Genomic DNA, 26956 nt, shown 5'->3' with positions numbered 1-26956 from the left:
AAGCCGCAGCGCACCAATGCGAAACGGCCTGACGCGTTCCCGGCGGACGGTTCACCCCGGTTCACGCCGTTTCAATTCGGTTCAGGGCGTTTCAATGCGTCTCAGCCTGTACACTCAGGAATGCAAAAGGGCGCTGCGATGATCACAGCGCCCTCCGGAACATGGGTACGATTCGGGATCAGGCCGGATTCGGCTCCGGATCCCCCAGGCCGCCATCGCCTTTCGGCTTGCGGCGCTTGCCGATCACCGGCACGGCCGAGCCGGGTGTGGTGTCATCATCGCCAAAATCGGGGCGCGTCGGCGGATTGCCCTTGAGCAGCTGGGAAATCTCTTCCCCGCTGAGCGTCTCGTATTCGAGCAGGCCGGTCGCGATGGCTTCCCAATCCTTGCGGTAGTCCGTCATGATCCGTCGGGCATCGTCCATGCCGGTCTGGATCAGCTTGCGCACCTCTTCCTCGATCTTGCGGGATGTCTCTTCGGAGACATGCGAGGATTGCACGAGTTGCTGGCCCAGGAACACATCGCCCTGGTCCTCACCATAATCGACCGGGCCGACCGCATCGGCGAAGCCCCAGCGCGTGACCATGGCCCGGGCCAGACGGGTGGCCTGCTGGATGTCGGACGCGGCCCCGGCGGTGACATTGTCATCGCCGAATTTCAGTTCCTCGGCCACACGACCGCCCATCATGATGGCCAGACGCGAGGTCATCTCGATCTTGGACATGGACAGCTTGTCGTCTTCCGGCAGCTGCATGACCATGCCGAGCGCACGACCGCGCGGAATGATGGTTGCCTTGTGCACCGGATCGGCGGCCGGCACTTTCAGCGCCACGATGGCGTGGCCGGCCTCGTGCCAGGCGGTCAGTTCCTTTTCCTTTTCGGACATCACCATGGACCGTTTTTCCGGGCCCATCAGCACCTTGTCCTTGGCGTCCTCGAATTCCTGCATGGCAACCACGCGCTTGCCCCGGCGGGCCGCAAGCAGCGCAGCTTCGTTCACGAGGTTTGCGAGGTCTGCACCCGAGAAACCGGGCGTGCCGCGTGCAATCGTCTTGGCGTCGACATCCTTGGCCAGCGGCACATTGCGCATATGCACGCGCAGGATCTTTTCGCGGCCCATGATGTCCGGATTGCCAACCGTGACCTGCCGGTCAAAACGGCCGGGACGCAGCAGGGCCGGGTCCAGAACGTCCGGACGGTTGGTGGCCGCGATCAGGATGATGCCTTCATTGGCTTCGAAGCCATCCATCTCGACCAGCAGCTGGTTCAGTGTCTGCTCGCGCTCGTCATTGCCGCCGCCGAGGCCGGCGCCGCGGGAGCGGCCGACCGCGTCGATCTCGTCGATGAAGATGATGCAGGGCGCCGAGCGTTTGGCCTGTTCGAACATGTCGCGCACACGGCTGGCGCCGACGCCGACAAACATTTCGACAAAGTCCGAGCCGGAAATCGTGAAGAAGGGCACGCCAGCTTCGCCGGCCACGGCGCGGGCCAGCAGCGTCTTGCCGGTACCGGGCGGGCCGACCAGCAGCGCGCCTTTCGGGATCTTGCCGCCGAGGCGCTGGAATTTCGACGGATCCTGGAGGAATTCGACGATCTCCTGCAGCTCTTCCTTGGCTTCATCCACACCGGCCACGTCGTCAAACGTCACACGGCCATGCTTTTCGGTCAGAAGGCGGGCGCGGCTCTTGCCGAAGCTCATCGCGCCCCGGCCGCCGCCGGACTGCATCTGGCGCATCATGAAGAAGACAAAGCCGACAATCAGCAGGATTGGCAGGATGGAGAAGATCAGCGATGCAAACGTGTTCTGGCCGCTGTCAGCATCCACGCTGAAGGGCACGCCATTGTCTTCCAGGAATTGCTGGGTGGTCATGTCGAGCGCCCGCAGCTCGCTGACCATGGTCCGGCCATCGGTCGTGGTCACGATCAGGCGCTGGTCGCCAAGCGTCGCATCAGAGACCTTGCCCTCTTCCACCAGCTCATAAATGGCGGATAGTTTGGCCTTTTCCGCGCGCGCGGCCTGGGGGTTGCCGCCCATTGCCACGGCCATGCCGATAACCAGCAGGGCGATGGCGCCCCAGATTGCCAAATTCCTGACGTTCATATCGCGTCGTGCTCCAGATTCCGGTGTTCACCGCGTAACATAGGAAGCTTATCGCACGAAAACGACTCAAATGCTCCTAAAATGGCTGTTTTGTCACGTCCGGCCCAGATAGAGGCGTTTCACGGCCTGGAACCGGGCCTCTGCCCGCTCCGGATCCGCCGCATCACCGGCCACATCGGGCTCTGGCCGCAAAACCAGATCACCCTGCCTGAGCTGGATCATGACGCCGCCCAGAGTGGCCCCGGAGAACCCGCTTTCGGCGAGAAGCCGCCGGACCAGCGGCTGGAGCGCATCGCGGCGGGGCGGCACGTCCCGCCCCCCGGCAATCTGGATCATCACGCCCAGCGCCCGTTCGGCGCGTTCCTGCGGCAGGCCCTCCGGCCGGACCCTGAACCCGCCCGCCTGGTCAGGCTCGACGCGCGACTCCATCCATCGGCCGATCAGGCGCTCTTCCAGCTGCCGCAGCAACTGGACCCGGCCCTGACAGGCCAGGATCCGGGCCTTCAGCGCTGTCTGCCCATCCAGAAGGCGGCGCACCCGGACGCGTTCATAGGCCGGATCCCGGTTCGAGGGATCCTCCACCCAGTCCAGGCCGCGCTGTTCGAGATCAGCCTGCAGGCCGGCCCGGCTGCGGTGCAGGAGCGGACGCGCCAGCAGAATGCCCTCCCCTTCCGGCCAGGCCGGGGACAGGGCGAGCGGCTGCATGCCGGACAGGCCGAACCAGGTGGAGCCCTGCCGGGCCCGCATCAGGAAGGTTTCGCACTGATCATCGGATGTATGCCCCAGCAGCAGCCTGTCGCCGCCCCTGTCCCGCAGGGCACGGGCCATCAGCCCATGGCGCGCGCGGCGGGCCAGCGCCTGTTTGGCAACAGGCCGGTCCCAGACAAGGGTCTGATGGTCCACTCCGATCCGGGCGCAGGTCTCGGCGACAAAGCGCGCCTCGTCCGCCGCCTCGGGCCGCAGCCGGTGATCGACGGTCAGCGCAATCAGTGGGCGCCCTGTCCGGTCGGACCACGCCTTTGCCAGGACAAGCAGGGCAAGAGAATCGCTGCCCCCGGACACGGCAATGCCCACCGGCCCCGGGCCAGTGCCGCAGAGCCGGTCGAACGCATCCGTCATGTCAGGCAGGTAAGATCAGTTATCGCAGCCGGACCGCGTCCGCTCCACCGCGGCCAGGTCGCGGGTGCGGACCGAGGCATCCGGGTAGCGGTTCGGCAGCGTGCCGAGGGCAAGGCAGGCCTTTTCCTTGTCCCCGATCAGGCGCATGGCGCGGGCCAGCTTGACCAGCGCATCCGCCGCACGCGGATCATCGGGATAGGAGCGGATCATCGTCGTATAGGCCGCGCCGCTGTCAGCATAGGCCTTTTGCTGATAGAGCGACTCGCCCAGCCAGTAATAGGCCTCGCCCGCCTGCGGATCGTCGCCGAATTCCTCGAGGAAGGCGCGGAAGGCCTCTTCGGCCCCGGCATAGTCGAACTGGATCAGGCGGGACTTCGCGAGCGCAAACAGCGGTCCGGCCTCGCCCGGCAAGGCGCTGGCAGAAATCGTGCCCAGTGAGCCTTCGGGCAGCGCCTGTGATCCGGTTGTGTCGCCTGCCGGCGTCAGTCGCGTCGGGCCGGACGGCTCGGCACCGGCGGACGGCATGGACAGGGCTGACGGCGTGTCGAGGCGGCGCGGACCGGTAGCGGAAGACCCGCCCATGTCAGGCTCGGCCAGCGTGCCGAACTCGCCGGGGGCCGGGCCGAGCTCCGGATCCGTTTCCGGAACGAGGCCTGCGGCCGCGAGGACGGATTTGAGCGACGCGATTTCGGAAGACTGCCCCTCGAGCTGGGCGCGCAATGTATCGACCTCGTCGATCAGGGCTTCATTGTCCCGCTGCAGGTTCTCGCTGGTCTCGCGGGCCTGCTGAAGCTGGAATTCAAGGGTCTCGACCCGTCCGGTCAGCTGCATCACGTCACCGGTCAGGCCATTCACCTCGACCTGGACCTGGGCGCTCTGCTGGCGCGCCTGCGCGACCTGCTGGGACAGGTCAGAGCTTGTCACACCTTGCGTGATCGGGGCCCCGCGCTGGGCGATGGCAGGGCTGGCAAACAGGCAGAAGCCGGCAAGGACAAGAGCGGGCGCTTTGAACATCAGGTGGAGCCTCCAGATTATCGCGGGCAAACATACAAAAACAGCCGGGGCCAAATTAAGGCACCCGGCTGCAATCTGTGAACCGATTTGCGGCAGAAACCTAGCTGGTCGTGCCGGAAACGATTTGCGTGAACCCGTTGCGGTTCAGGGCCCATGCCTGCTCGTCGGAGCCGGCAGCAATCGGGCGTTCCTTGCCGTAGGAGATCGTGTCGATGCGGGACGGGTCGACGCCGAGGCTGACCAGATAGTCCTTCACGATCGAGGCACGACGCTCGCCGAGGGCCAGGTTGTACTCACGCGTGCCGCGCTCGTCGCAGTTGCCTGCCACGATGATGCGAACGGCCGGATAGGACGACAGCCAGGCAGCCTGACGCTTCAGGATTTCCTGATCGTCGACGTCGAGGCGGTAGCCGTTGAGGTCGAAGTAGACGCGCTCGCCAACGTTCACGCGGAAGTCTTCCAGCGAACCGGCAACCGGGCCGGTCGGTGCTGCAGGCTCTTCAACGACCGGAGCCGGAGCCGGAGCAGGCTCGGCGACTTCAACCGGTGCCTGTTCCTCGACCTGTTCGACAGGTTCCGGCTGGGATGCACACGCGCTGATCGAGAGTACAACCGCCGCAGCGGCTGCAAGTTTAAAAGTGGTATTCATTGCTATTCAGACTCCCCTGGATGTCCTGAGTGCTAATTGACGCCTTACGGCTGGCGTTTGTCAACGTTGTGCCGGATGTAGCGGGTATCTGTCTCCATATTCTGACAGAATTCGGGCGACAATCGGGCGGAAGCAGAGCTTCCAGCCGGATTGCGAACTATTTTGATGATTTGTCTCCAAAAAGCAACGCCCCCGGACGAAAACCGGGGGCGAAACCCATGAAATTATTGCAACAATGGCGACCAGGCCGGGTCAGACGCGTCGGTCTGGGTGGTCAGGCGGCGCTCGTTCCGGCCCGACAGGTCGACCGACCAGAGCTGGGGTCCGGCGCCCGGACGGCTTTCGCGGAAATAAACGATCACCCGGCCGTTCGGCGACCAGTCCGGGCCTTCATCGAGATAGGATTCGGTCAAAAGGCGCTCGCCCTTGCCGTCGATTCCGATCACGCCGATGTAGAATCGGCCGCTGAGCTGCTTGGTGAAGGCCACCAGATCGCCGCGCGGGCTCCAGACCGGGGTGGAATACTGCCCTCTGCTGAAAGTGATCCGGCACGCCACGTCCCGTCCGCCCGACGGGCAGGTCCGCGGGCTGCCATCGGTGTTCATGATATAGAGCTGCGGGCTGCCACCGCGGTCGGAAGTGAACACGATGGCCCGGCCGTCCGGCGACATGGAGGGTGAGGTATCAATCGCCGGATGATCGGTCAGGCGACGCGACTGGCGCGTTTGCAGATTCATCAGATAGATGTCGGAATTACCGCCCTGCGCCTGGGTCAGCAGGACGCTTTCGCCATCCCGCGAGAACCGGGGCGCGAACGTCATGCCGGGGAAATTGCCGAGCAATTCCTGGCGGCCTGTCTCGATATTGAAGAGATAGACGCGCGGGCGACCGCCTTCATAGGACATGTAGGTGATTTCCTGCGCAGACGGGCTGAAGCGCGGCGTCAGCACCGTATTGGCGCCCTGGGTCAGATATTGCTGATTGGCGCCGTCGGCATCCATGATGGCCAGGCGCTTGACGCGCTCGGTCTTGGGGCCGGTCTCGGCAATGTAGACAATGCGCGTATCGAAATACGGATCTTCCCCGGTCAGGCGCGTATAGATCGAATCGGCAATCTTGTGCGCGATGCGGCGCCAATTGTCCGGGGTCGTCGTCAGGCGGCGGCCGGGCTGGCCATTGATGCGCATGACTTCCCCGCCATAAACATCCCACAGGCGGAAGGAGACCGCGATCTTGCCATCGGGCAGTTCCTCATAGGCGCCCACCACAAGACCTTCGGTCTGGATGATGCGCCAATCCGGGAAGCGGGGTTGCACGTCAATCGACAGATCCTTCTGGATGAAGGAGGCCGGGTTCTGGATGTCGAACAGGCCGGTCGATTCCAGGTCTGCCCGCACGACTTCGGCAATATCTTCTGCCAGTTCGGCATTGGCGCCACGGACTTCAAAGTCTGGAATGGCCAGCGGTGTGGGCTGGAAATTGCCCTCATCGACACGAACCTGCAGCTGCGCCGCCGCCGGCAGGGCAAGGCTCAGGGGCAGTAGCAAGGCCAGCATCATGGCTGTCAGGAAGCGGATCATCATTAACTCCTTCAGGAAACCAGGGACATCGAGACTGGTCCTATCGTAACCTCGACGTCATCCCAAATATCGTAGTGTTCTTTTGGAAGATTGTATGGCGCACATTTGGTCACCGCAGCGACAGCCTTCTGGACAGCCGGATGGCTGGTCGGGGCTTCAAGGCCGTTTCCAGCTTCCGGCGACAGGATATTGATCGCTCCGGCGATCCCGCCATCCCTGTCCAACGAAAAGCGGAGCAACACGTCTATCCTCTGGGCAGGCGGCAAATCTCCGGCGCCCTCCCAGCAATAGCCAATCTGGCGGCGCAGGCTGTTTGCAATTTCATCGCCGGTCGCACCATGACCGCTATCGGCAAACACCCATGCGCCACCAGCCAGCCCGGCAAGGATCAGGAAGACTATGGTCTGGCCAGCGCGCATCAAAATCCTCATTTGAGCGGTCCAATCGTGACCTCGATGTCTTTCCATTCGTCATAATCGTCAGCAGGCAACTGGTAATTGGCACACTGGCGCACGGCTGTCAGGGCCCGCTGGACCACAACGCCCCGGCGGCCGATCGGCATGGACCGCGGCGACACAAGGCGGGCGTTCCCGTCCAGCGATCCGTCCAGATTCAGCTGAACGCGGATAACCACGTTAAACTGATCTTCCTTGGGCAGATCATCGATGCCGTTCCAGCAATAACCGACCTGGCGGCGCATCGCGGCCTGAAGCGATGCGGTGTTGCCGCGCCGCTCCCCTGCCCCCTTTCGGGGCTGCTGAACGTCTTTCAGCACAGGCTTGTTGATCGGCGGCGGCGCCTGTTCCTGCGCGGCCTTGCGCTGGCTTTGGGCCTTGTCCTTCAGGATGTCCTCGAAATCGTTCAGGAAGTCGAGATCATCGGACTCCGATTTCGGCTTCTGCTTTTCGATCAGCTTCGGCTTTTCCTTCGGAGGCTCGTCCTTCTTGGGCTCAGGCTCCTTCGGGGTTTCTTCCGGTTCGGCCTGCGTGTCTTCCACGACAGGTTCTTCCTCGGCGGTCTCGGTCTCGCGGGTCTCGTTGACCTCTTCCTGTTCCTCGGGCGGATCCTCGACGATTTCCACATCGTCCTCGACCGGGTCGGGCTGTTCCTCGGGTTCGGTCTCCTCGACCTCTTCCTCAGGGGCCTCCTCGGCTTTCTGGATCGGGGCGACATCCGTCACCAGGCCGATATCGACAATGTCAATCGGCACATCGATCGTGCTGGCGCATTGCGGCAGGCGCAGCAGGATATCGACCTGCGACAGGCCGGGCTCCTCGCGCTCCAGCTTCTCGATCTGGCGGTCGCATTCACTCTTGCGCGTCGGCCACGTCATGACCGCCGCGGCGAGCACGGTGGCATGAAGAACGGTCGAGAGGGTGAAGCCGCGCAGCATGTGGGGCGGTACGCTCCTACTTCTTCTGTTCAGTCACAAAGGACACGCGCGTATAGCCGGCCGCCCGGATTTCGGCCGTCACTTCCATGATCCGGCCATAGGGCGTGTTCTCGTCGCCGCGCAGATAGATCGGCTGTTCGTATCCCTCGCCGATAATGGCCTGCAGCTGCGGGCCGAGCGAGGCAATGTCCTCCACCTTGGTCGTCTGTATGAAGACGTCCCCATTCTCGCGGATCGAAATGGCCAGCGGATCGTCATTGGGCTCGGTCTTGATCGGGCCCGAACTCGTCTTCGGCAGGTTCACCTCCTCGCCGCGCACCAGAAGCGGCGCGGTGATCATGAACACGATCAGCAGAACAAGCATGACGTCCACGAAGGGCGTGACATTGATTTCGGCGTTCAGGGCACGCCGGCCGCGCCGTCCACCCTTGCCGCCCGAGCCGAGGATCAGTCCCATCGCCTAGTCCCTCGCGGATTCGGACGCGCGGCGCGACAGGCGCACCAGAACATCCTGCGAGAAGGTGTCGAGTTGGTCGCCCAGCTTGGTCAGGTCACCGGTGAACTTGTTGTAGAAGATGACGGCCGGAATGGCGGCGACAAGGCCGAGCCCGGTCGCGAACAGGGCTTCGGCGATCGGCCCGGCCACGGTGCCGAGGCTGGTGTCCTGCTTCTCGGCAATGTTGAGGAAGGCGTTCATGATACCCCAGACCGTACCGAACAGGCCGATGAAGGGCGATGCCGACCCGATCGTGGCCAACACGCCGAGGCCATTGCCCGCGCGGCCGACTTCCCGGTCGACCGCCGCGCGCATGGACCGTTCGGCCCGGCTGACCATGGCTGCCGCCTCGGCCGGCGTGGCCGCGCCCCGGCGGGCATCGGACCATTCGCGGGCCGCTGCGGCGAAGACCCGGCTGGCCGCATCGTTCGAGGCCTGGCCCGGACGCATGTCGAAATCCTCGGTCCGGCCGCTCCAGAAGGCTTCCTCGAACTGGCGCGATTTCTTGCGCAGGCTGCCGAGGGAAAACAGTTTCTCGCCAATCACCATCCATGACCAGACAGAGGCCAGCAGAAGGAACAGGAGAACCAGTTTCACAACCGGGTCGGCGGCCATGATCAGGCTGAACAGCGAAAAGTCGCTATGGGTTGCGGCGGCGCCTATCGCGTCTGATTCCATGGGGCCAATGCTCCTGTCTGCGCATCAAGGGTAATCGGCCGCGTCCCGCCCGGGACCGGCACACCCCTATTTCCATACCAAATCCGGCAGAAACACGGCAGGATTGCCAGTTTCCGCAGCTATCTGGGGGCTAGACTGCAACGGTTAAGATTTTATGGCCGAATGTTAACTTTCCGGGGACGTCCAGCGAAAGGCTTCCAGATGCGCCACAAGCTCCCGGATGGGCCGGCGCGGACGCCCGTCCGCATGGATCATGACGGCCGTGATCTCGCCCTCGGCGATCACTTCCTCGCCCCGGAAACAGGTCTGGGAAAAGCGGATGCGGGGCCCTTCGGTGCCAAGATAGCGCGTGCGGATCAGCAGCAGGTCATCGACCCGCGCCGCCTTGCGATAGTCGACCTCGACCCGTGTCAGCGTGAAGGCGGCCGGGTCTTCGCGATCCAGCAGGGACTGGTGCGAAATGCCGGCATCGCGCAGATGGTCCGATCGCCCGCGCTCGAAGAAGCGGAGGTAGTTGGCATGATAGACCATGCCGGTGAAATCGGTGTCCTCATAATAGACCCGCACCCGGATCCAGTGCTGGCGGTCCGCATCGAAATTGCGATCATCAAGGTCTGGCAGGCTCATGAATCCCGCCTATCAGAGCCCGCCCGCAGCGTCACCCCTGTTCCGGTTGCAGTGTCATTTCCAGCGGCGCGGTGGCATAGCCGAGGTCAGTGGCGCGCTGTTTGAGGGCGGCAAGCACATCCGGCGCCAATTGCGGCGTGCGCGACAGGATCCAGAGATATTTCCCGTCCGGACTGCCGACCAGGGCGGCGGAATAGTCCGGCTGCAATGCCAGGACCCAGTAATCGCCGGAGGCGAAGGGCACCCAGTCAGGCGCGAATTTCACTTTCAGCTTGGTGTTGTTGCTGCCTTCGACAATGCGCGCCGTGCCTTCGGCGACGTCCTTTTCACCGTCCAGGGACCCCTTGAAACAGGTATTCGTCACGCTGACCGTACCATCGGCGTTCAGGCCATACTCTGCCGTCACGCCCGTACAGCCTGCCTCGAAGGAGTTGGGATAGCGTGCAATCTCGTACCAGAGCCCGGCATAGCGATCGAGATCCACGGCCGCGACGGTCGGCGGCGGCGCGGTGTCCGGGCGATGGTCAGGCTGCGTGCTGCAGGCGACGGCCAGAAACGGGGCAAGCAGGATCGGGGTCAGGCGCATGAAAGATCTCCTTTGACTTTCCTACGCATGACCCTCGGCATCGGTTTCGCAAATACGTATCAACCACCATCCGGCGCCGGCAGGGCCGGTGCATCTTCCGGCGACACCTCAACCGGATCGGCATGCAGGCCTGACAGGAAGCCAAGCAGGTCGCGGACCGACTGCGTGGCCACTTCTTCCTGCGGGATATGCCCGGTCTGCGGATAGATGATCAGCTCGGCGCCGGGAATCGCGTCCGCGAATTTGTGGGCATGCGCCACGGGGATCAGATTGTCGGTGTCGCCATGCATAATCAGGGTGGGCGTGGTAATGGCCGCCAGTTTCTCCTTCGATGCCAGCACGCGAAGCGTCGCGCCGCTCATCAGCTTCAACAGGGCATCGCGATGGCACGGGGCTCGCGACAGGGCCGAATAGCGCTCGACCATTTCATCCGTCACGAATTCCGGATCGGCGAAACTGTCCTCCAGGCCGGACCGGATCAGGGCCGACATGTCGAGGTCCCGGATCACGCTGCGGGCCAGGCCGTTGCGCAGCAGCTTGAAGATGAAGGGCTGGCCTTCACCCTCGCCCGGCTCGTCCAGCCAGCCGGCGGCGTCCACCAGTACCAGCCCGTCGAGCTTCTGCGGATGTTGCAGCGCATAGGCCCAGGCCGTGTGACCGCCCATGGAGTTCCCGACCAGGGTGAAGCGGTCCACATCGAGCGACCCGGCCAGCCGGTCGACGCTTGCCACGAATTGCTCGATCCCGATCTCGTCATTGTCCAGGCAGCGCGACAGGCCATGCCCCGGCAGGTCCAGCCGGATGACGCGGTAATCCTTGCGCAACTGCCGGGCCCAGTCGTCCCAGGTGTGCAGCGAGGCCGAATAGCCGTGCACAAGGATCACGGCCGGGGCGTCGCGCGGGCCGGAATCGGTGAAGTGCAGTTCGATCCGGTCGCCGGTTTTCAGGTAGCGGCTGTTCGATTTCGAATAGACCGATTCCAGCGTATTGTAGGAAATGTCGGCACGGCGCAGCATCCACCAGCCAGTGGTCAGGATGATCGCAAGTGTCAGCAATACGACGAGCAAACGCTTCATCACGTTCTGGTCTCCCTCCATTCCAGACTGATGTGACGCGCACTTAAGCGCCCCTCATGGGGCGAAGTCAAACTGCGCGCTCAGTGCCGCAGACAGGACAGGAAGCGTCGCGGCGCAGACCAACCTTGCGCGGTGTCCCGCCCAGCCCGTCCACCAGCACCAGATGTCCGATCAGGGGTGTGCCCGCCCCGGTGACCAGTTTGATCACTTCCAGCGCCATCAGTGTGGACACGATTCCGGTGATCGGTCCGACCACGCCCACCTCATCGCACGCTTCGGCCTCCGGCGGGGTCTGCGGCACCCAGCAGCGATAACAGGGGGCCCCCTCCCGGCAACCGGAGGCAAACACGCTGGCCTGCCCGCTCCAGCCGGCCGCCGCCCCGTGCACCATGGGCCGCGCGCTGCGATGCGCCGTCTCATTCAGCGCGTAACGGGTCGGAAAATTGTCGCTGGCATCGACGAGAATGCCGCCCGCCAGCGCATCGGAGGCCTCCCAGCGCTTGCGCCGCGATGTGACATGCGTGCCCGGATGATCGGCCGACAGGCGCGCAGCCAGTATCTCGGCTTTGAACTTGCCCAGATCGCCCTCCCCGAACTGGACCTGCCGCTGCAGGTTCGAGCGCTCGACCACATCATCGTCCCACAGCTCGATCCGGCCAATGCCGGCCGCTGCCAGATACATCGCGCAGGGACCGCCAAGGGCCCCTGCCCCGACAAGGGACACGCTGGCCGTGCGCAGCTTCTGCACGCCGGGCCCGCCAATCTCCTTCAGCATGATATGCCGTTTGTGGCGGGCGAGGTCTTCCGGGCTGAGGCTCATGTTCCGGCCTTCTGCTGGCGTAGGGCGGTGGACGAGATCGGATCAAGCGGTGCCTTGAGGAAGACCCAGGCCGGCGGCGCGCGATCCGCCAGGGTCGGGGCGGCCGCCTCTTCGATACGGTTCCGGCCAAAGCGGCGGGCAAACGGAGAGTTGCGCGCGCCGGGGCCCACGCCCGGCCGGGCCACAATCGCAATCGGCATCAGTTCGGCAATCTGCTGCCACTCGCCCCAGAGATGGAAGTTGACCATATTGTCGGCCCCCATAAGCCAGACGAATCTGGTGTCCGGCGCCAGGGTCGTCAGGGTCAGCAGCGTGCGGTGCGTATAGGTCAACGACAGGCGCTGCTCGATATCGGTGACCCGCATGCGTGGATGGTCTGCGATGGCCGCCGCCGACCAGAACCGCTCGCCGAAATCTCCGTGTCCGGTCTTCAGCGGATTGCCGCGCGCCACGATCCACCAGACCCAGTCCAGCTGCAATCGCCGCAGGGCCGTCGATGCAACATGGAAATGACCGGAATGGGCCGGATTGAAACTGCCGCCAAACAGGCCAATGCGCAATCCACGCGACGGCCCCGGTAGTAAAGGTCTGCTCAAGGACGAACCTGCCCGGTGCCCCGCACGACATATTTGTAGGTCGTCAGCTGATCGGCGCCCACGGGCCCGCGGGCGTGAATGCGCCCCGTGGCGATGCCGATTTCCGCGCCCATGCCGAACTCGCCGCCATCAGCGAACTGGGTCGATGCATTGTGCAGCAGGATGGCGCTGTCCACGCTGGCGAAGAAACGGTCGGCAGCGGCGGCATCCTCTGTGATGATGCATTCGGTATGGCCGGACGACCAGGTGCCGATATGGTCCAGCGCGGCGGTGAGATCGTCCACCACGGCCACGGCCAGGATGGGCGCGAGATATTCCGTCGACCAGTCGGCTTCCGTGGCGGTTGCCATGTCCGGCACGATTGCGCGCGCCCGGTCATCGCCGCGCAACTCGCATCCGGCTTCCATCAGGGCCGCAGCGATTTTCGGCAACAGGGTGGCGGCCACGGCGGCATCCACCAGCAACGTCTCGGCCGAGCCGCAGATACCGGTCCGGCGCATCTTGGCGTTCAGGACGATCGAGACGGCCTTGTCGGGATCGGCGGCCTTGTCGACGATGACATGGCACAGGCCTTCGAGATGGCCGATCACGGGCACGCGGGCATCCTTCTGCACGCGCTCCACCAGGCTGCGCCCGCCGCGCGGCACGATGACGTCGACATTGCCCTCCAGCCCGGCCAGCATGTGCCCGACGGCGGCCCGGTCTGTGGTCATCACCAGCTGAACGGCGTCTTCCGGCAGGCCTTCGGCCTTCAGGGCATCGCGCATGGCCGCGACGATGGCGCGCGAGGAATGCGTGCTTTCCGAGCCGCACCGCAGGATGGCGGCATTGCCAGATCGCAGGCACAGCGCACCGGCATCGGCGGTCACATTCGGGCGGCTTTCATAGATGATGCCGATCACGCCGAGCGGGACGGCCACGCGGGCAATGTCGAGTCCGTTGGGACGGGTCCAGCGTGCCAGTTCCCGGCCGATCGGATCGCCCAGCCCGGCCACGGCCTCGACACTGGCGGCAATGCCTTCCAGCCGCGTCGCATCAAGCGCCAGACGGTCCAGCATGGCCGCGTCCAGCCCCTTTTCGCGGGCCGCCGACATGTCCTGTTCGTTCGCCGACAGGATCTTTGGCGCCGCGGCGCGGATGGCCGCCGCCACCGCCATCAGGCCGCGCGTCCGGTCAGCCGGGGTCATGCGGCCAAGCGCGCGCGAGGCGGCGCGGGCGCGTCGACCCATCTCCAGCATGGTTTCGCCAAGGTCTTGTGCGGGGGCGGTCATCGTATCGGTCATGCAGAGGGATGTGCCGGAAAGCCGGACGGACCGCAAGCCATCGAAACCCCGCCCGGCCCGGCAGCCCCTGTTGCAACAACAGGCAGCGGCGGGCTGACTCACGCGGAATTTGCCCTAGTATGGGGCCTGAGGAAACGAAATTGTCATCGGAGGACCCTCATGATCGACGTACAGGCGATGCCCCATTTGGCCGACATTCCCCGCGTGCAGGCCGGCATCCGCCCGGATGCCGAAGCGTTCTGGTTTGAAGGCGAAACCACCAGCTTCGGTGAACTGGAAACCCGCTCGACCCAAGTGGCCAATGGCCTGATCGCCCTCGGCGTGCAGCCGGACGACCGGGTCGGCTATCTCGCCAAGAACATGGCCGTCTATTACGAAATGCTGTTCGGCGCAGCCAAGGCGCGCGCCACGATGACGGCGGTAAACACGCGCCTGGCCCCGCCGGAGGTGAAGTTCATCCTGTCCGACGCACGGGTGAAAATCCTGTTCGTGGGCAAGGATTTCTACGACATGATCGACCAGATCCGCAGCGAGCTGCCGGACCTGCAACAGGTCATTGCGATTGATGGCGGCCGCGATGACTGGCCCTTCTATCCCGCCTGGCGCGACGGCCAGGCCACTGACGCGCCCGGCCTGAAGACCCGGGAGGATGACGATGTCATCCAGCTCTACACATCCGGCACGACGGGCATGCCCAAGGGCGTGCAGCTGACCAATGGCAATTACCGCGCCGTCTTCGAACAGGCCGGCATGCTGGACTGGGCCAGTTACGAGGTCGGCGATGCCGTGATGAATGCCATGCCGCTGTTCCATGTGGCGGGTGTGAACATCGGTATCCTGACGGCTGCACAGGGCGCCAAGGCGGTTGTGCTGCGGGAGATCGAACCGGTCATGATCCTGAAGCTGATCCCCGAACACAGAATCGCCCACGCCTTCTGGGTGCCGGCAGTCATCCTGATGCTGACGCAGATGCCGAATGTAAGGGAGATCGACTGGTCCAGCCTGCAACAGGTATTCTATGGCGCCTCGCCGATTGCCGAGAGCCTGCTGCTGGAGGCGCGGGAAATCATGGGCGCGAAATTCACCCAGCTCTACGGCCTGACCGAGACCGGCGGCTGTGGCACCTATCTGCCGCCGGAAGCGCATGATCCGGCCTGGGGCAAGCTGCGCTCCTGCGGCGTGCCCTATCCGGCCACCATCGTGCGCTGCCTGGACGCGGACGGCAATGCCGTGCCGACGGGTGACGTCGGCGAGATCGCCATCAAGTCCGCCTTTGTCATGAAGGGCTACTGGAACCGTCCGGATGCCACACGGGAGGCGATCGACGAACACGGCTTCTTCCGCACAGGCGATGCCGGCTATTTCGACGAGGACGGCTTTCTCTACATCCACGACCGGGTGAAGGACATGATCGTCTCGGGGGGCGAAAACATCTATCCGGCGGAAGTGGAGAACGCCATCTTCGGTCATCCGGGCGTGGCGGATGTGGCCGTGATCGGCGTGCCGGACGAGAAATGGGGCGAGGCCGTCAAGGCCATCATCGTGGTCAAGCCGGGCGAGTCGCCCACGGCCGACAGCATCATCGCCTGGGCGCGCGAGCGCATTGCCGGCTACAAGTGTCCGAAATCGGTGGAGTTCATCGAGGCGCTGCCCCGCAATCCGTCCGGAAAGATCCTGCGCAAGGATCTGCGCGAGGTTTACTGGAAGGACCAGGAACGCCGCGTCAGCTGATCAGGAGGCGGACGGCGCACGTCCCCGCGCCGTCCGCATTCCCTGACCGGGCCTAGTTGGCCAGGTTCAGCCAGTCACGGGCAGCCGACAGCGCGACCTTCACTTCTTCCGTGCTCAGCATGTCCGCCATCTCCTGGCGCTGGACCCGGGCCTCTTCATGTCCCTTGGACACGGCGAGGTTGAACCATTTGTGCGCGGAGATCAGGTCCACGTCCGACCCAAGTCCTGCGGCACAGGCCAGGCCTGCCTGATAGAATTCGTCGGCATTGGCCTCGGCGCCGAGCAGGCATCCGGGTTGTAATTCGATCTCTGAAAAGGGCATCGTGTTTCTCCTGTCACCCTGCCCCTTCCGCCACCCTTTGCGGGCATGTCAGACGGGGCATCCATCCGCCACCGGAACATTCCGGCGACAGGGAAAGAGTGCCCGCTACGGTTTGCAGTATGGTTAACAGGACTCTGCCGAAACCCCGGCATTCTTAACAATCGCCCTCCGCCTGTTCACGAACGGGGCGGTCTGGCCATTCCAGGCATGAAAAACCCCCGCCCGGGAGGTGCCGGACGGGGGCCTTGCATGATCGGAAAGAAGTCGGGGCCTAGGCAGCCACTTTCTTCTTCGCGAGGGATTGAGCCAGTTTCTCCATGGCGTCGCCCTTGTCGATGTTCTCGACGGCGGCAAGTTCGCGGGCCATGCGGTCCAGCGCGCTTTCATACAGCTGGCGCTCGGAATAGGATTGTTCCGGCTGGTCGTCACCGCGGTGCAGGTCGCGCACGACTTCCGCGATGGAGATCAGGTCGCCGGAATTGATCTTGGCTTCGTATTCCTGGGCCCGGCGCGACCACATGGTGCGCTTGATGCGGGCCCGGCCGCCCAGCGTCTTCAGCGCATCGTCCACCAGTTTGGAGCCCGCCAGGGCCCGCATGCCGGAGGCTTCGGCACGATTGGTCGGAACGCGCAGGATCATCTTGTCCTGGTCGAAGGAGACCACATAGACCTCCAGATCCATGCCGGCCACAGTCTGCTTCTCGACGCTCGTGATCTTGCCCACCCCGTGTGCGGGGTAAACGACGCTTTGACCCACTTCAAACGCCAGTTCCGCAGATGCTTTTTTAGCCATGTTGGATATCGCCCTTTTTACGCATTAAGAGCCGACAAAGTTCCTCTCAGTCCGTCATGCTTGGCGGTCCGAGTTGAAGTTTCCGGCTCTTGTCAGTTATTACTCAAGTCTGAACACTAGCATAAATGTGCAGCTTTTTCAACAGACACGCCCAGATGCTAACCAAGGGTAAAGTTCCCAAGGCCGCTGATTTTGTTAACGTTTATTGAGAATCCCAGCAAAATCAGGGTCCGGATGGCCTGACTCAGGCGTCGCCCTCACCCGGCTTTGCACTGAAATACTTCTCCAGCTTGCCGGTCTCCTGAGCAAATTCCTCGCGGTCGGCCGGGGGCTCCTTCATCCGGGTGATGTTGGGCCAGGTCTTGGCATATTCGCTGTTCAGTTTAAGCCATTTCCCGTCCGGGTCGTCCTCGGTGTCCGGCTTGATCGCCTCGACCGGGCATTCCGGCTCGCACACGCCGCAATCGATGCACTCATCCGGATGGATGACCAGCATGTTCTCGCCCTCATAGAAACAGTCGACGGGGCAAACCTCGACGCAATCCATGTATTTGCAGCGGATGCAGGCATCGACAACGATATAGGTCATGGGCAGGCGGGCCTTCTGAGATAAGTGCCACGGCGAAATGGCGCGCGGGGGCGCTCATGTCAATGAGGTGATCTGACAGGAGTCTTCAGGAAGCGTCAGTGATGCGTTTTTCAGCCATCTGGCGGGCCTGGGCACGGGAAATGTCGTCAATGTGCAGCAGCGAGGCGACATGCCGGATATAGGCATCCTCGATATCGCTCTTCTCGCCATCGGCCAGCGCCACCCGGTACAGCCCCTCGATGATCGAGATGCGCTCGGCCACGGGCAGCTTCTTCACATGTTTCGTGAACTGGTGCGATCCGACCGCTTCCTCGGCCAGCGCCTCCCCTTCCGCCAGCACCGCGTCGGCGCGGTCAGCGTCGAACTTGAAGGCTTCGAGCAGGATTTCCGCGATCATGTCGCTTTCGATGTTCACATACACCCCGTCCGACAGCGCCGCCTCGACCAGCAAAGCGGCCGCCGCCACTTGCGGGTCCATCGGCTTTTCCGCCGGGGTTTTCTGGCGGAACAAATTCTTCAGCGCGCTCATCATCCATCCGTCTCCAGTGTTCTGTACAGCGTCGCTGCCTCGTCAGCCGGCCCCCGCCGCGTTCCGAGGCCCAGCACCTCGACCGCCCTGATATGCGCGCCCTGCGCCAGCGTGACAACATCTCCGGCGCAAATTGACGTGCCCGGCTTGTTGACCCGGCGTGTCAGCCCATTGCGCGTGATCCGGGCGCCCCGCTTGCGGATATGGGCGCCGGACAGGGCGCGCGTCTTGAAGAACCGTGCCCGCCACAGCCACACATCCAGGCGCAGCGACGGCGTATCGGTCATCGGAAGGGCGTATAGGCAAAGCCGCTGCCGGTGCCTGCAGAATCCTGCGGGGCCGCAGAGTCCGCGGCGGGCTTCGGTTTGCGCTTCTTTTTCTTCGGTTTCGGCTTCTCTTCCGGCAACAGGGCCGCCAGCGCCGCGAACGGGCTGTCCGGGTCTGGCTTGCGCGAGGCCGGCGCGTTGCGGGCCGGGCCACGTCCCCCGCCCCCCTGGGGCCGGTTGCCACGCGGACCTTTGCCGCCCTTGCCGCCGGCATTCTGGTGCCGGGCTCCGCCGCCTTCATGGCGCCCACGTTCGGGCCGTCCGTCCGGCCGCGCGCGCGCCGCATAGCGCCACAGAAGGACCGCGTCGGTGTCCTTGTCCTTTTCTGCCGGGGCGAGGCCGAAGCCTTTCAGCACGGCCGGCCAGTCATCGGCCGGGCACGACACGACCGAGGCCAGATCGATCTCGATCGGAAAGGCATTCTTGCCCGCTTCCTTGCGGCGCTTGGCGATTTCCCAGCCGAGGCGTTCGGCCAGATCGGCGCGCACGGCCCGCTTGCCGAAACGCAGATAGCCATTGGCGGCCAGCGCCTCTTCCGGCCAGGTGCCGTCCAGCGCGAACGAGCCCGCCCCTTCCGGGGCCAGCGGGAAGGGCTGGCCTTCGGCCACGGCCCGCAGAATGGCAATCATGCGCTGGCCGGCAGGTTTCTGCGCATCCGGCACATGGGCCGCCACACGGCCCGCCCGGATGCCGATCCCCTTCAGGGCCTCGCGCTGTTCCGCGCTCAGCCGCAGGCCGGGATCATCCTGGCGCAGGTCGACGGCCGCGCCGCTCTCCAGCACGCGGAAGGCAATGCCGCGCGCCAGGCCTTCCAGCGCATCGCCGGCCTTGTCGACGGCCAGCTTCGTATGGGTCGGCAGGATGCGGGCAATTTCCTTTGCGGCCCATTGGTCCAGCCTTCGCCTTGCTGCTTCGCGCTCGGCCGGGTCGACTTCCGCCGCGCCGATGATCTCCACGCGCGGCGCCATCCAGCCGGACCCCTTCACCAATTGGCCCACGGGCGAATTGATATGCTCCACCTGGCCTTCATCATTCAGCTTGAAGGCATCGTCCGGCGCCGCCACGATCAGGTTCAGGCGTTCGAGGATCAGCGGGCGGACAGCCGCCTGCGCCGCGCCGCGCACGGCCTTGCCTTCCAGGGTTCTGGCGTCCAGCACCGGCTCGAAGGTCAGGCCCTTCAACCGTCCGACAACATGGCCTTCCACACGGACATCACCTTCCGGGGTCAATTCGGTCACGAGGGCGTCTTCCTTCTTCAGGCTGGCAAGCAAAGCGGTTGTGCGCCGGTCGACAAACCGGGCCGTAAGGGCTTCGTGTAGCGCGTCTGACAGGGAGTCTTCAATCTCCCGCGTTCGATCCTGCCATTTTTCAGGGTTTTCCAGCCAGTCAGGCCGGTGGGCGGCATAAGTCCAGGTTCGGATATTGGCAAGGCGCTGCTGCAGCTTTGCAATGTCCCCCTGGGTCGAGGACAAATCCGCCAGCCGCCGCTCCAGCCCCGTATCCGACAGGCGCGCATCCGGGTCGGCCAGCGTTTCGGCCAGTCCCAGCACCAGCCGCGCATGACCTTCCGGCCCGGCCTTGCGGAAGTCCGGCAGGCGGGCCAGATCCCACAAGCGCTTCACCTGCCGCGTGCCGGCCACATTCGGCCCGATGGCGCCATCCTCGCTCATCCGGCGCAGCACCCATTCATCCAGCGCATGCGGATTGTGGATCAGGGCGGGATGCCCGCTCGGCTTTTCCAGGCTCAGGATCAGGCGCCGCAGGCTGGAGAAATCCAGCGCCGAATTGCGCCATTGCAGATGGTCCACCGGGTCGAACCGGTGGGCTTCGATGGCCTTCCAGGTCTCTTCGTCGAAATGCGGGCAGTTTGCCGTCTCGCCGAATTCCCCATCGGTGCGGAAGCGTCCGGCCCGCCCGGCAATCTGGGCGCATTCGGCAGGCGTCAGCAGGCGGTGGCGCCGCCCGTCAAATTTCGAGCGCGAGGCGAACACGACCCGGTCGACATCCAGATTCAGCCCCATGCCGATGGCATCGGTGGCAACGATATAGTCGACCTGGCCGGACTGGTAGAGCTCGACCTGCGCATTGCGGGTGCGCGGGCTGAGCGCGCCCATCACGATGGCCGCCCCGCCCTTCTGCCGACGGAGCAATTCGCCAATGGCGTAGACTTCGTCTGCGCTGAAGGCGACGATGGCCGTGCGCTTCGGTAGCTTGGTGATCTTGCAATGGCCCGCATAGCGCAATTCCGAAAACCGCTCGCGCGGCTCGGTCTCGGCGCCCAGATCCAGCGCCCGCAGCACGTTGCGCATCGTGTCGCTGCCCAGCAGCAGGGTTTCATGCGCGCCGCGCAAATTCAGGATGCGGTCGGTGAAGACATGGCCCCGGTCCTGGTCCTCGGCCAGCTGGATCTCGTCAATCGCGACGAAATCCACCTTCCGGTCCACCGGCATGGATTCCACGGTGCACACCCAATAGCGCGCCGTAGGCGGAACAATCCGCTCCTCCCCGGTGACCAGCGCCACATGCGCTGCGCCCTTGCGCTCGACCACCCGGTCATAGACTTCGCGCGCCAGCAGGCGCAGCGGCAGGCCGATCATGCCCGTGCCAAAGCCCGTCATCCGCTCGATGGCGTAATGCGTCTTGCCGGTATTGGTGGGGCCGAGAATGGCCTTCAGCGTGGAACTCATCAACGCGGCTTGGCGGGGAGTGAGAGGGAAGTCAAGCGTGCCGCGCCCATCCTCCCCCGTTGACGGGGGAGGTGCTGAGCGAAGCGAGGCGGAGGGGGCTCTTGTCGCACCCGAGTCCCCCCTCCGTCAGCCGGCTGCGCCGTCTGCCACCTCCCCCGCTGCGCAGGGGAGGAAAACCTCAAGCCACCGCCTGCACCCGCACCGGCGCAGCGGCTTGCGTCTCCGTCACCTCATGCGGCTGGAAGTGGAGCAACTCCCAGCGACCGTCATGGTGCTCGACCAGGGCGGTGCAGCTTTCCACCCAGTCGCCATCATTCATGTAGGTGATGCCGTCGATGTCGCGCATCTCGGCGACATGGATGTGGCCGCAGATCGCGCCGTCAAAGCCCTTGCGGCGGCAATAATCGGCCACATGACCCTCGAAATTGTGGATATGGTTCAGCGCCCGCTTGGTGCGCTTTTTCAGCGCCTGCGACAGCGACCAATAGGGCATGCCCAGGCGGCGGCGCACGGCGTTCAGCTTCGTGTTCGTCCAGAGCAGGAAATTATAGGCATGATCGCCCAGATGCATGATCCATTTGCGGTCGGCCCGCATCATGCCATCGAACATGTCGCCATGCACAACGAGGTAGCGTTTGCCATCCTCGCCCTCATGCACGGCGCGGTTCCGGACGGCGATCTCGCCGAAATTCAGCCGGAATTGCAGGAAGGCGCGCAGGAATTCGTCATGATTGCCGATGATATAGGTCACATCCGTGCCGCGCTTGGCGGCCGTCAGGATACGGCGGATGACATTGGTGTGCGATTGCGGCCAGAACCATTTCTTCCGCATGCGCCAGCCATCGATGATGTCACCCACCAGGTAGAGCTGTTCTGATGTGTGCGTCTTCATGAAGGCGCACAGCGCATCGGCCTGGCATCCGGCGCTGCCGAGATGCACATCGGAGATGAAGATCGAACGATAGTCCGGGCGTGTGTCAGGTCGGGTCATGATGTCCGCCCTTACTCCGGTTCGGTATGAGTTTTATGACACTCTATCCCCGAATTTTGTCACAAAACCGCAATGAAAACAGGGAGAAGAAATTGATTTATCCTCCCCCTCCGCAAACGGAGCTATACTGCCCGCATGGATCGCCTGTTCGCCCCACCCCGGGATCTGCCGCCGAATCTGGAATCGCACCGGTTCTGGATCTGGCTGCAATTGATCCTCGTGCGCCTTTATGTGCGCGCGGTGAAGGGCGCCGAGGCGAATTTTCTCTACGGACTGACGCGAACCGGACAGGTCTGGCTTTTGCAGATCGGCGACACACGGGCCGAACATGCGGCCGCGATGGCCCGGCAGGCACAGCAGGATGTGCTCCAATGGGAACTGCCCAGGGCTCTGACAGCAGCATTGGAAGGCACATCCCTCTTGACCGCTCACCCCGGCGAAGGCCGGGGCCCAGGCCGCCAGGTTCGTTTGGCGCGTGTCGGGACCGCCGCCTGCGCCTGTATCACGGGCCGCGCTCTGCCGCCCCCGGACACCTGACCGGTCTCCTCACAGAAGATATCTCAACTTCAGGAACATAGCGCCGTCACGGGCGTCGCCCGTGCTGGCCCCTACCCTTCCTTCACGCCGCCGCCGCGCCGGGCCAGCCAGACACCGCCCAGGATCAGAGCGAAGGCAATCAGGGCATGCCAGCTCTGGGTCTCGCGAAAGAACAGCCAGCCAAGCCCGGCACTGACCACCGGGATCGAATAGCCCGTCAGCGACAGGAAGGTGGCGCTGGTGCGCGCGATCAGCAACATGTACAGCGCCTGCGCAATCGCCGTGGGAATGATGCCCAGCCCGACCACGGCGGCCCAATGGGTCCAGTCTGCCGTCACCTCCGCCGGGTTGACCGTAAAGGCCAGCGGCCAGGACACAATCGCCGCCAGCGTCACGAAACCCGTTGCAAACGGGATGGCCTCCATCCGTGGCGCCCCGCGCGCCATCAGGCTGGCGGCAGCATAATTCATGGTCGCCAGGATCAGCAGGCCTTGCGCGATGACGCTGGCATTGCCCAGCCCGTTCATGGCGTCCGGCCCGAACAGGACGGCCACACCGGCAAAGCCGGACAGAACACCAATCGCCGTGCCCCGCGTCATGCGTTCGTCCGCAAACAGAAAACTTGCGCCGCACACGACGAAGATCGGCACCGCCGCGGTGTAGAGCGCGGCGAGGCTGGAATTGACCGTCTCCTGCGCCGTGGTGATCAGGAAGAAGGGGAACACCGATCCCGCAAGGCCCATGCCGAGAATGGCCAGCCAGCGCTTGCGGTCCTTCAGCGATGGCAGCCGCTGGCCGCGCGCCAGCATGAAGACCCACAAGACCGCTGCCCCGATGGTCAACCGGCCCGGCAACACCCAGGCCACCGGCAGGCCAACCTCCGGATTGCCCTTGTCCACCGCCACCCGGGTCAGGGCATAGGCTGCGGCCCACAGCAGGGTCAGCAGGGCGAACAGCGACCAGTCGGCGGCGCTGCGATGTCCGGGCTGGCTCTGGCTCATGGCATCGGCGCGCCGCGGGCGGCTTCCAGAATGCTGTACCATTGCTGGCGGCTGAGGGGGACGGCCAGGGCCTGTCTGGCTGCCGCCAGCCGCTCCGGCCGCTGCGTGCCCAGCAGCACAATGGGACGCGCCGGATGTTTCAGCAGGAAGGCCAGCGCCACATCGCTGCGCCGCACATCATACAGGGCCGCGATCCGGTCGAGAGTTTCCTGCACCGCACCCAGCATGGGCGGGTCCTCCGGCTGCGGCAGATAGGTCTCGCCCAGCCTGCCGCCTGCCAGCGGCGACCAGACCAGCGCCGCCGCGCCGGTTTCCTGGCACCAGTCCAGCGTGCCGTCTTCAAGAGGCTGCCGGTGAAGGGCGGAGAATTCCGGCTGCGTGCTGACGATCTTCGCGCCGAGATGCGCCTGCAATGCGCGGGTCTGCGCGACGGTGAAATTGGACACGCCGACAGAGGCGATCTTGCCCTCTGCCATCAGCGCATCCAGTGCTCCGGCCACCTCTTCCCATGGAGTCAGCAGGTCCGGCCGGTGAATCTGGTAGAGGTCGATCTGCTCCACGCCCAGCCGCGCCAGCGAGGCCTCGCATGCCGCGATCAGATAGGCCCGGCTTGAATTGTAGGGCACCGGCGGGATGATCCCGCCCTTGCTGGCCAGGAACATCCGCTCGCGCCGGGCGGGCGCGGCGCTCAGCACGCGGCCCAGCAGCGTTTCCGCTGCACCGAAGCCTTCGCCGCCAAACCCGTAAATGTCGGCCGTGTCGACCAGCGTCATGCCCAGATCCAGCGCCGTCTCGATCAGGGTTTCGGCCTCGGCCAGATCATGACCGGCAAAGCGCCAGCAGCCGAAGCCCAGAACGCCCACACGGCGCCCGTCCTGTCCGATCGTGACCTGCTGCATGTCCGGCCCTTTCCCTCACCCTCTGGCCATACGGGGCCGGCGCGGCCAAGTCCACGCCCGATCACCGTTACCGCAAACAGGCCGCAAGCGGCGCGAGGCCGCATCGGGCGCGGGTGGACGAAGGGCTTGTGGCGTCGTAAAGGGCCAGCAGAATTCTAGCCTGCCGCTCCAAAGGAGATTTTTCATGGCCGTTCGCGTTGCAATCAATGGTTTTGGCCGCATTGGCCGTCTCGTCCTGCGTTCCATCATCGAGCATGACCGCAAGGACATCGAAGTCGTTGCCATCAACGACCTTGGCCCCGTCGCCACCAATGCCCACCTTCTGCAGTATGACTCCATTCATGGCCGGTTGAACCAGACGGTTGAAGTCGATGGCGACACGATCATCGTCGGCGACCGCAAATTCCTCTGCACCGCCGTGCGTGACCCGGCCGACCTGCCGCATGCCGAACTGGACATCGATATCGCGATGGAATGTACCGGCATCTTCGCCGACAAGGAAAAGGCTTCCGCCCACCTGAAGGCTGGCGCCAAGCGCGTCCTGGTCTCCGCTCCGGCCACCAATGCCGACAAGACCATCGTCTATGGCGTGAACCATTCCACCCTGACCAAGGATGACCTCGTCGTCTCCAACGCGTCCTGCACCACGAACTGCCTGTCGCCGGTCGCAAAGGTCCTAAACGACACGGTCGGCATCAAGCGCGGCTACATGACGACGGTCCACTCCTATACCGGCGACCAGCCGACGCTGGACCGCATGCACAAGGACCTCTATCGCGGTCGCGCGGCTGCCATGTCCATGATCCCGACCTCGACCGGCGCGGCCAAGGCTGTCGGCCTCGTCCTGCCGGAACTCAAGGGCAAGCTCGATGGCTCCGCCGTGCGCGTCCCGACGCCGAACGTCTCGATGATCGACCTGGTCTTCGATGCCGGAAAGCCGACCACGGTCGAGGAAGTGAACACCGCCATCAAGGCGGCCGCGGACGGCCCGATGAAAGGTGTGCTCGGCTACACCGACAAGCCGCTCGTCTCCTCAGACTTCAACCACGATCCGCACTCGTCCACCTTCGCGCTCGACCAGACGCAGGTCATTGAGGGCACGATGGTCCGCGTCCTGTCCTGGTATGACAATGAATGGGGCTTCGCGACCCGGATGAGCGATACCGCGCTCGCCATGTCGAAGCTGATCTAGCCTCCCTACCCCGAGAGCGCTTCCTGTCCGGGAGGCGCTCTTTTTCCATACCTGCCGCATCGTGCCCGGCTGGCCGGGCCCATTGGAGAACTTTCCATGTCCAGCTTCAAACGCCTTGCCGATGCCGGTGACCTGACCGGCAAGACCGCCCTTGTCCGCGTCGACTTCAATGTGCCCATGGAAAACGGCCTCGTCACGGATGATACCCGTCTGCGCGCCGCCGTGGACACGGTGCAGACCCTGCGGACCCAAGGCGCGAAAGTGGCCCTTCTGGCGCATTTCGGCCGTCCGAAAGGCGAGCGCGTGGCAGAGATGAGCCTTGCCCCCGTGGCAGGCGCGTTCGGCAAAGTGCTCGGCTCCAATGTCAGCTTCATCGCCGACTGCAAGGGTGAGCACGTCAAGCAGGCCATTGCCGAGTTGGAACCGGCCGGCGTGATCCTGTTGGAGAACACCCGCTATTATGCCGGTGAGGAAAAAGGCGATCCGGCGCTCGCGAAAGAAATCGCGGAGCTGGGCGACCTCTACGTCAACGACGCCTTCTCGGCGGCTCACCGCAACCATGTCTCGACCGCCGTCCTGGCAACCCTCCTGCCCGCCTATGCCGGTGTGAACATGGAGGCCGAACTGGACGCGCTGGACAAGGCGCTCGGCACGCCGGAACGCCCCGTCCTCGCCGTGGTCGGCGGCGCAAAGGTCTCCTCCAAGATCGACCTGCTGAAGAACCTCGTGACGAAAGTGGACTCGCTCGCCATCGGCGGCGGCATGGCCAACACCTTCCTGGCCGCGCAGGGCATCAGCGTCGGCAAGTCCCTGTGCGAACATGATCTCGCCGACACCGCGCGCGAGATCATGCAGGTGGCCGAGCAGAACCAATGCGAGATCCTGCTGCCGGTCGATGTTGTCGTGGCGAAGGATTTCAAGGCCCATGCCGAGAACCGCACCTGCTCAGCCGATGATGTTGCCGAAGACGAAATGATCCTCGATGCCGGCGTGAAAACCGTCGCCAAGCTGGTCGCCGCAATGGGGGCTTCGAAGACGCTGGTCTGGAACGGCCCGCTCGGCGCCTTCGAGCTGACGCCCTTCGACAAGGCAACCGTGGCCGCCGCCCAGGCGGCCGGCATTCGCGCGAAGGACGGCAAGCTGGTCGCAGTCGCAGGGGGCGGAGATACTGTCGCCGCGCTCAATCATGCCGACGCCGCAAGCGACTTCACCTTCGTCTCGACCGCGGGTGGCGCGTTCCTCGAATGGATGGAAGGCAAGGCCCTTCCCGGCGTCGAGGCCCTGAAGGCCTGATCCCTTTTGAGACAGGCCTGCGGCATATCGCGCAGACCTCGCAGGATG

Annotated in this window: 28 protein-coding genes; 4 read left to right on the top strand and 24 right to left on the bottom strand. The window is 64.4% G+C overall.

From position 1 onward, the window contains the following. Nucleotides 1-178: 178 nt before the first annotated feature. The 15 genes from ftsH to HF955_RS07470 all read right to left on the bottom strand — a co-directional run bounded on the left by ftsH (nucleotide 179) and on the right by HF955_RS07470 (nucleotide 14018). On the bottom strand, nucleotides 179-2101 hold the full coding sequence (ftsH, locus tag HF955_RS07540; RefSeq protein WP_027838094.1) for an ATP-dependent zinc metalloprotease FtsH: 1923 nt from the start codon (nucleotides 2099-2101) through the stop codon (nucleotides 179-181). Nucleotides 2102-2194: 93 nt separating this feature from the next. After that, nucleotides 2195-3220 (bottom strand): tRNA lysidine(34) synthetase TilS, encoded by a 1026-nt coding sequence (gene tilS / locus HF955_RS07535; RefSeq protein WP_291078920.1) that lies wholly within the window; start codon nucleotides 3218-3220, stop codon nucleotides 2195-2197. Nucleotides 3221-3235: 15 nt separating this feature from the next. Further along, complete coding sequence (gene ybgF / locus HF955_RS07530; protein ID WP_291078919.1) at nucleotides 3236-4234, bottom strand: tol-pal system protein YbgF; 999 nt, start codon at nucleotides 4232-4234, stop codon at nucleotides 3236-3238. Between the two features lie 100 nt (nucleotides 4235-4334). Further along, nucleotides 4335-4883, bottom strand: coding sequence for a peptidoglycan-associated lipoprotein Pal (pal, locus tag HF955_RS07525; RefSeq protein ID WP_291078918.1), 549 nt, complete (start codon nucleotides 4881-4883; stop codon nucleotides 4335-4337). 224 nt (nucleotides 4884-5107) lie between these two features. Continuing rightward, a complete protein-coding gene (gene tolB, locus HF955_RS07520; RefSeq protein ID WP_291078917.1) occupies nucleotides 5108-6463 on the bottom strand; it encodes a Tol-Pal system beta propeller repeat protein TolB in 1356 nt (451 codons plus the stop codon). Between the two features lie 11 nt (nucleotides 6464-6474). Next, complete coding sequence (locus HF955_RS07515) at nucleotides 6475-6882, bottom strand: hypothetical protein (protein ID WP_027838097.1); 408 nt, start codon at nucleotides 6880-6882, stop codon at nucleotides 6475-6477. A gap of 8 nt (nucleotides 6883-6890) precedes the next feature. Next, nucleotides 6891-7856, bottom strand: coding sequence for a hypothetical protein (locus HF955_RS07510; protein WP_291078916.1), 966 nt, complete (start codon nucleotides 7854-7856; stop codon nucleotides 6891-6893). Nucleotides 7857-7872: 16 nt separating this feature from the next. Beyond that, nucleotides 7873-8313, bottom strand: a complete 441-nt coding sequence (locus HF955_RS07505) for an ExbD/TolR family protein (RefSeq protein ID WP_027838099.1) — start codon at nucleotides 8311-8313, stop codon at nucleotides 7873-7875. Between the two features lie 3 nt (nucleotides 8314-8316). Beyond that, entirely contained in the window at nucleotides 8317-9030 is a 714-nt protein-coding gene (gene tolQ / locus HF955_RS07500; RefSeq protein WP_291078915.1) for a protein TolQ, read from the bottom strand. A gap of 165 nt (nucleotides 9031-9195) precedes the next feature. Continuing rightward, on the bottom strand, nucleotides 9196-9657 hold the full coding sequence (locus tag HF955_RS07495; protein ID WP_291078914.1) for a YbgC/FadM family acyl-CoA thioesterase: 462 nt from the start codon (nucleotides 9655-9657) through the stop codon (nucleotides 9196-9198). Nucleotides 9658-9688: 31 nt separating this feature from the next. Beyond that, entirely contained in the window at nucleotides 9689-10243 is a 555-nt protein-coding gene (locus tag HF955_RS07490; RefSeq protein WP_291078913.1) for a lipocalin family protein, read from the bottom strand. Nucleotides 10244-10302: 59 nt separating this feature from the next. Further along, on the bottom strand, nucleotides 10303-11319 hold the full coding sequence (locus HF955_RS07485; protein ID WP_291078912.1) for an alpha/beta hydrolase: 1017 nt from the start codon (nucleotides 11317-11319) through the stop codon (nucleotides 10303-10305). A 67-nt stretch (nucleotides 11320-11386) separates the two neighbouring features. Further along, nucleotides 11387-12139: a HesA/MoeB/ThiF family protein gene (locus HF955_RS07480; RefSeq protein ID WP_291078911.1), complete on the bottom strand. Its 753-nt coding sequence runs from the start codon at nucleotides 12137-12139 to the stop codon at nucleotides 11387-11389. Next, complete coding sequence (locus HF955_RS07475) at nucleotides 12136-12699, bottom strand: nicotinate-nucleotide adenylyltransferase (protein WP_291078910.1); 564 nt, start codon at nucleotides 12697-12699, stop codon at nucleotides 12136-12138. Before HF955_RS07475 ends, HF955_RS07480 begins: the two co-directional genes overlap by 4 nt. 32 nt (nucleotides 12700-12731) lie before the next feature. Continuing rightward, nucleotides 12732-14018: a glutamate-5-semialdehyde dehydrogenase gene (locus tag HF955_RS07470; protein WP_291078909.1), complete on the bottom strand. Its 1287-nt coding sequence runs from the start codon at nucleotides 14016-14018 to the stop codon at nucleotides 12732-12734. Nucleotides 14019-14177: 159 nt separating this feature from the next. On the opposite strand from HF955_RS07470, the gene HF955_RS07465 reads away from it, so the two are divergent. Continuing rightward, entirely contained in the window at nucleotides 14178-15749 is a 1572-nt protein-coding gene (locus tag HF955_RS07465) for a long-chain-fatty-acid--CoA ligase (protein WP_291078908.1), read from the top strand. A gap of 52 nt (nucleotides 15750-15801) precedes the next feature. Here the strand turns inward: HF955_RS07465 and HF955_RS07460 are convergent, their stop codons facing one another. The 7 genes from HF955_RS07460 to HF955_RS07430 all read right to left on the bottom strand — a co-directional run bounded on the left by HF955_RS07460 (nucleotide 15802) and on the right by HF955_RS07430 (nucleotide 21986). Beyond that, nucleotides 15802-16071 carry a hypothetical protein gene (locus HF955_RS07460; RefSeq protein WP_291078907.1) on the bottom strand — a complete coding sequence of 90 codons (270 nt, stop codon included), beginning with the start codon at nucleotides 16069-16071 and terminating at the stop codon, nucleotides 15802-15804. Nucleotides 16072-16342: 271 nt separating this feature from the next. Continuing rightward, on the bottom strand, nucleotides 16343-16864 hold the full coding sequence (locus HF955_RS07455) for a CarD family transcriptional regulator (RefSeq protein ID WP_027838109.1): 522 nt from the start codon (nucleotides 16862-16864) through the stop codon (nucleotides 16343-16345). A gap of 244 nt (nucleotides 16865-17108) precedes the next feature. After that, complete coding sequence (gene fdxA, locus HF955_RS07450) at nucleotides 17109-17453, bottom strand: ferredoxin FdxA (protein ID WP_027838110.1); 345 nt, start codon at nucleotides 17451-17453, stop codon at nucleotides 17109-17111. 85 nt (nucleotides 17454-17538) lie between these two features. Beyond that, nucleotides 17539-17985 carry a TerB family tellurite resistance protein gene (locus tag HF955_RS07445; protein ID WP_291078906.1) on the bottom strand — a complete coding sequence of 149 codons (447 nt, stop codon included), beginning with the start codon at nucleotides 17983-17985 and terminating at the stop codon, nucleotides 17539-17541. After that, on the bottom strand, nucleotides 17982-18269 hold the full coding sequence (locus HF955_RS07440) for an RNA-binding S4 domain-containing protein (protein ID WP_291078905.1): 288 nt from the start codon (nucleotides 18267-18269) through the stop codon (nucleotides 17982-17984). Before HF955_RS07440 ends, HF955_RS07445 begins: the two co-directional genes overlap by 4 nt. Continuing rightward, nucleotides 18266-20995 carry a helicase-related protein gene (locus HF955_RS07435; RefSeq protein WP_291078904.1) on the bottom strand — a complete coding sequence of 910 codons (2730 nt, stop codon included), beginning with the start codon at nucleotides 20993-20995 and terminating at the stop codon, nucleotides 18266-18268. The genes HF955_RS07440 and HF955_RS07435 overlap by 4 nt, the downstream gene beginning before the upstream one ends. 178 nt (nucleotides 20996-21173) lie before the next feature. Then, nucleotides 21174-21986, bottom strand: a complete 813-nt coding sequence (locus tag HF955_RS07430) for a UDP-2,3-diacylglucosamine diphosphatase (protein ID WP_291078903.1) — start codon at nucleotides 21984-21986, stop codon at nucleotides 21174-21176. A 135-nt stretch (nucleotides 21987-22121) separates the two neighbouring features. Here HF955_RS07430 and HF955_RS07425 point away from each other — a divergent pair, with 135 nt between their 5' ends. After that, nucleotides 22122-22523, top strand: a complete 402-nt coding sequence (locus tag HF955_RS07425; RefSeq protein WP_291078902.1) for a hypothetical protein — start codon at nucleotides 22122-22124, stop codon at nucleotides 22521-22523. A gap of 71 nt (nucleotides 22524-22594) precedes the next feature. On the opposite strand, the gene HF955_RS07420 is transcribed toward HF955_RS07425, so the two are convergent. Beyond that, nucleotides 22595-23524, bottom strand: coding sequence for a DMT family transporter (locus HF955_RS07420; protein WP_291078901.1), 930 nt, complete (start codon nucleotides 23522-23524; stop codon nucleotides 22595-22597). Then, complete coding sequence (locus HF955_RS07415; protein WP_291078900.1) at nucleotides 23521-24423, bottom strand: aldo/keto reductase; 903 nt, start codon at nucleotides 24421-24423, stop codon at nucleotides 23521-23523. The genes HF955_RS07420 and HF955_RS07415 overlap by 4 nt, the downstream gene beginning before the upstream one ends. A gap of 184 nt (nucleotides 24424-24607) precedes the next feature. On the opposite strand from HF955_RS07415, the gene gap reads away from it, so the two are divergent. Further along, nucleotides 24608-25615, top strand: a complete 1008-nt coding sequence (gap, locus tag HF955_RS07410) for a type I glyceraldehyde-3-phosphate dehydrogenase (RefSeq protein WP_291078899.1) — start codon at nucleotides 24608-24610, stop codon at nucleotides 25613-25615. Nucleotides 25616-25711: 96 nt separating this feature from the next. Further along, entirely contained in the window at nucleotides 25712-26908 is a 1197-nt protein-coding gene (gene pgk, locus HF955_RS07405) for a phosphoglycerate kinase (protein ID WP_291078898.1), read from the top strand. Nucleotides 26909-26956: the final 48 nt, after the last annotated feature.

Source organism: Hyphomonas sp., from assembly GCF_017792385.1.
Classification (GTDB): Bacteria; Pseudomonadota; Alphaproteobacteria; order Caulobacterales; family Hyphomonadaceae; genus Hyphomonas.
Note: the sequence above shows the minus strand (reverse complement) of the source record. Positions and strands in the feature narration are given on the sequence as shown.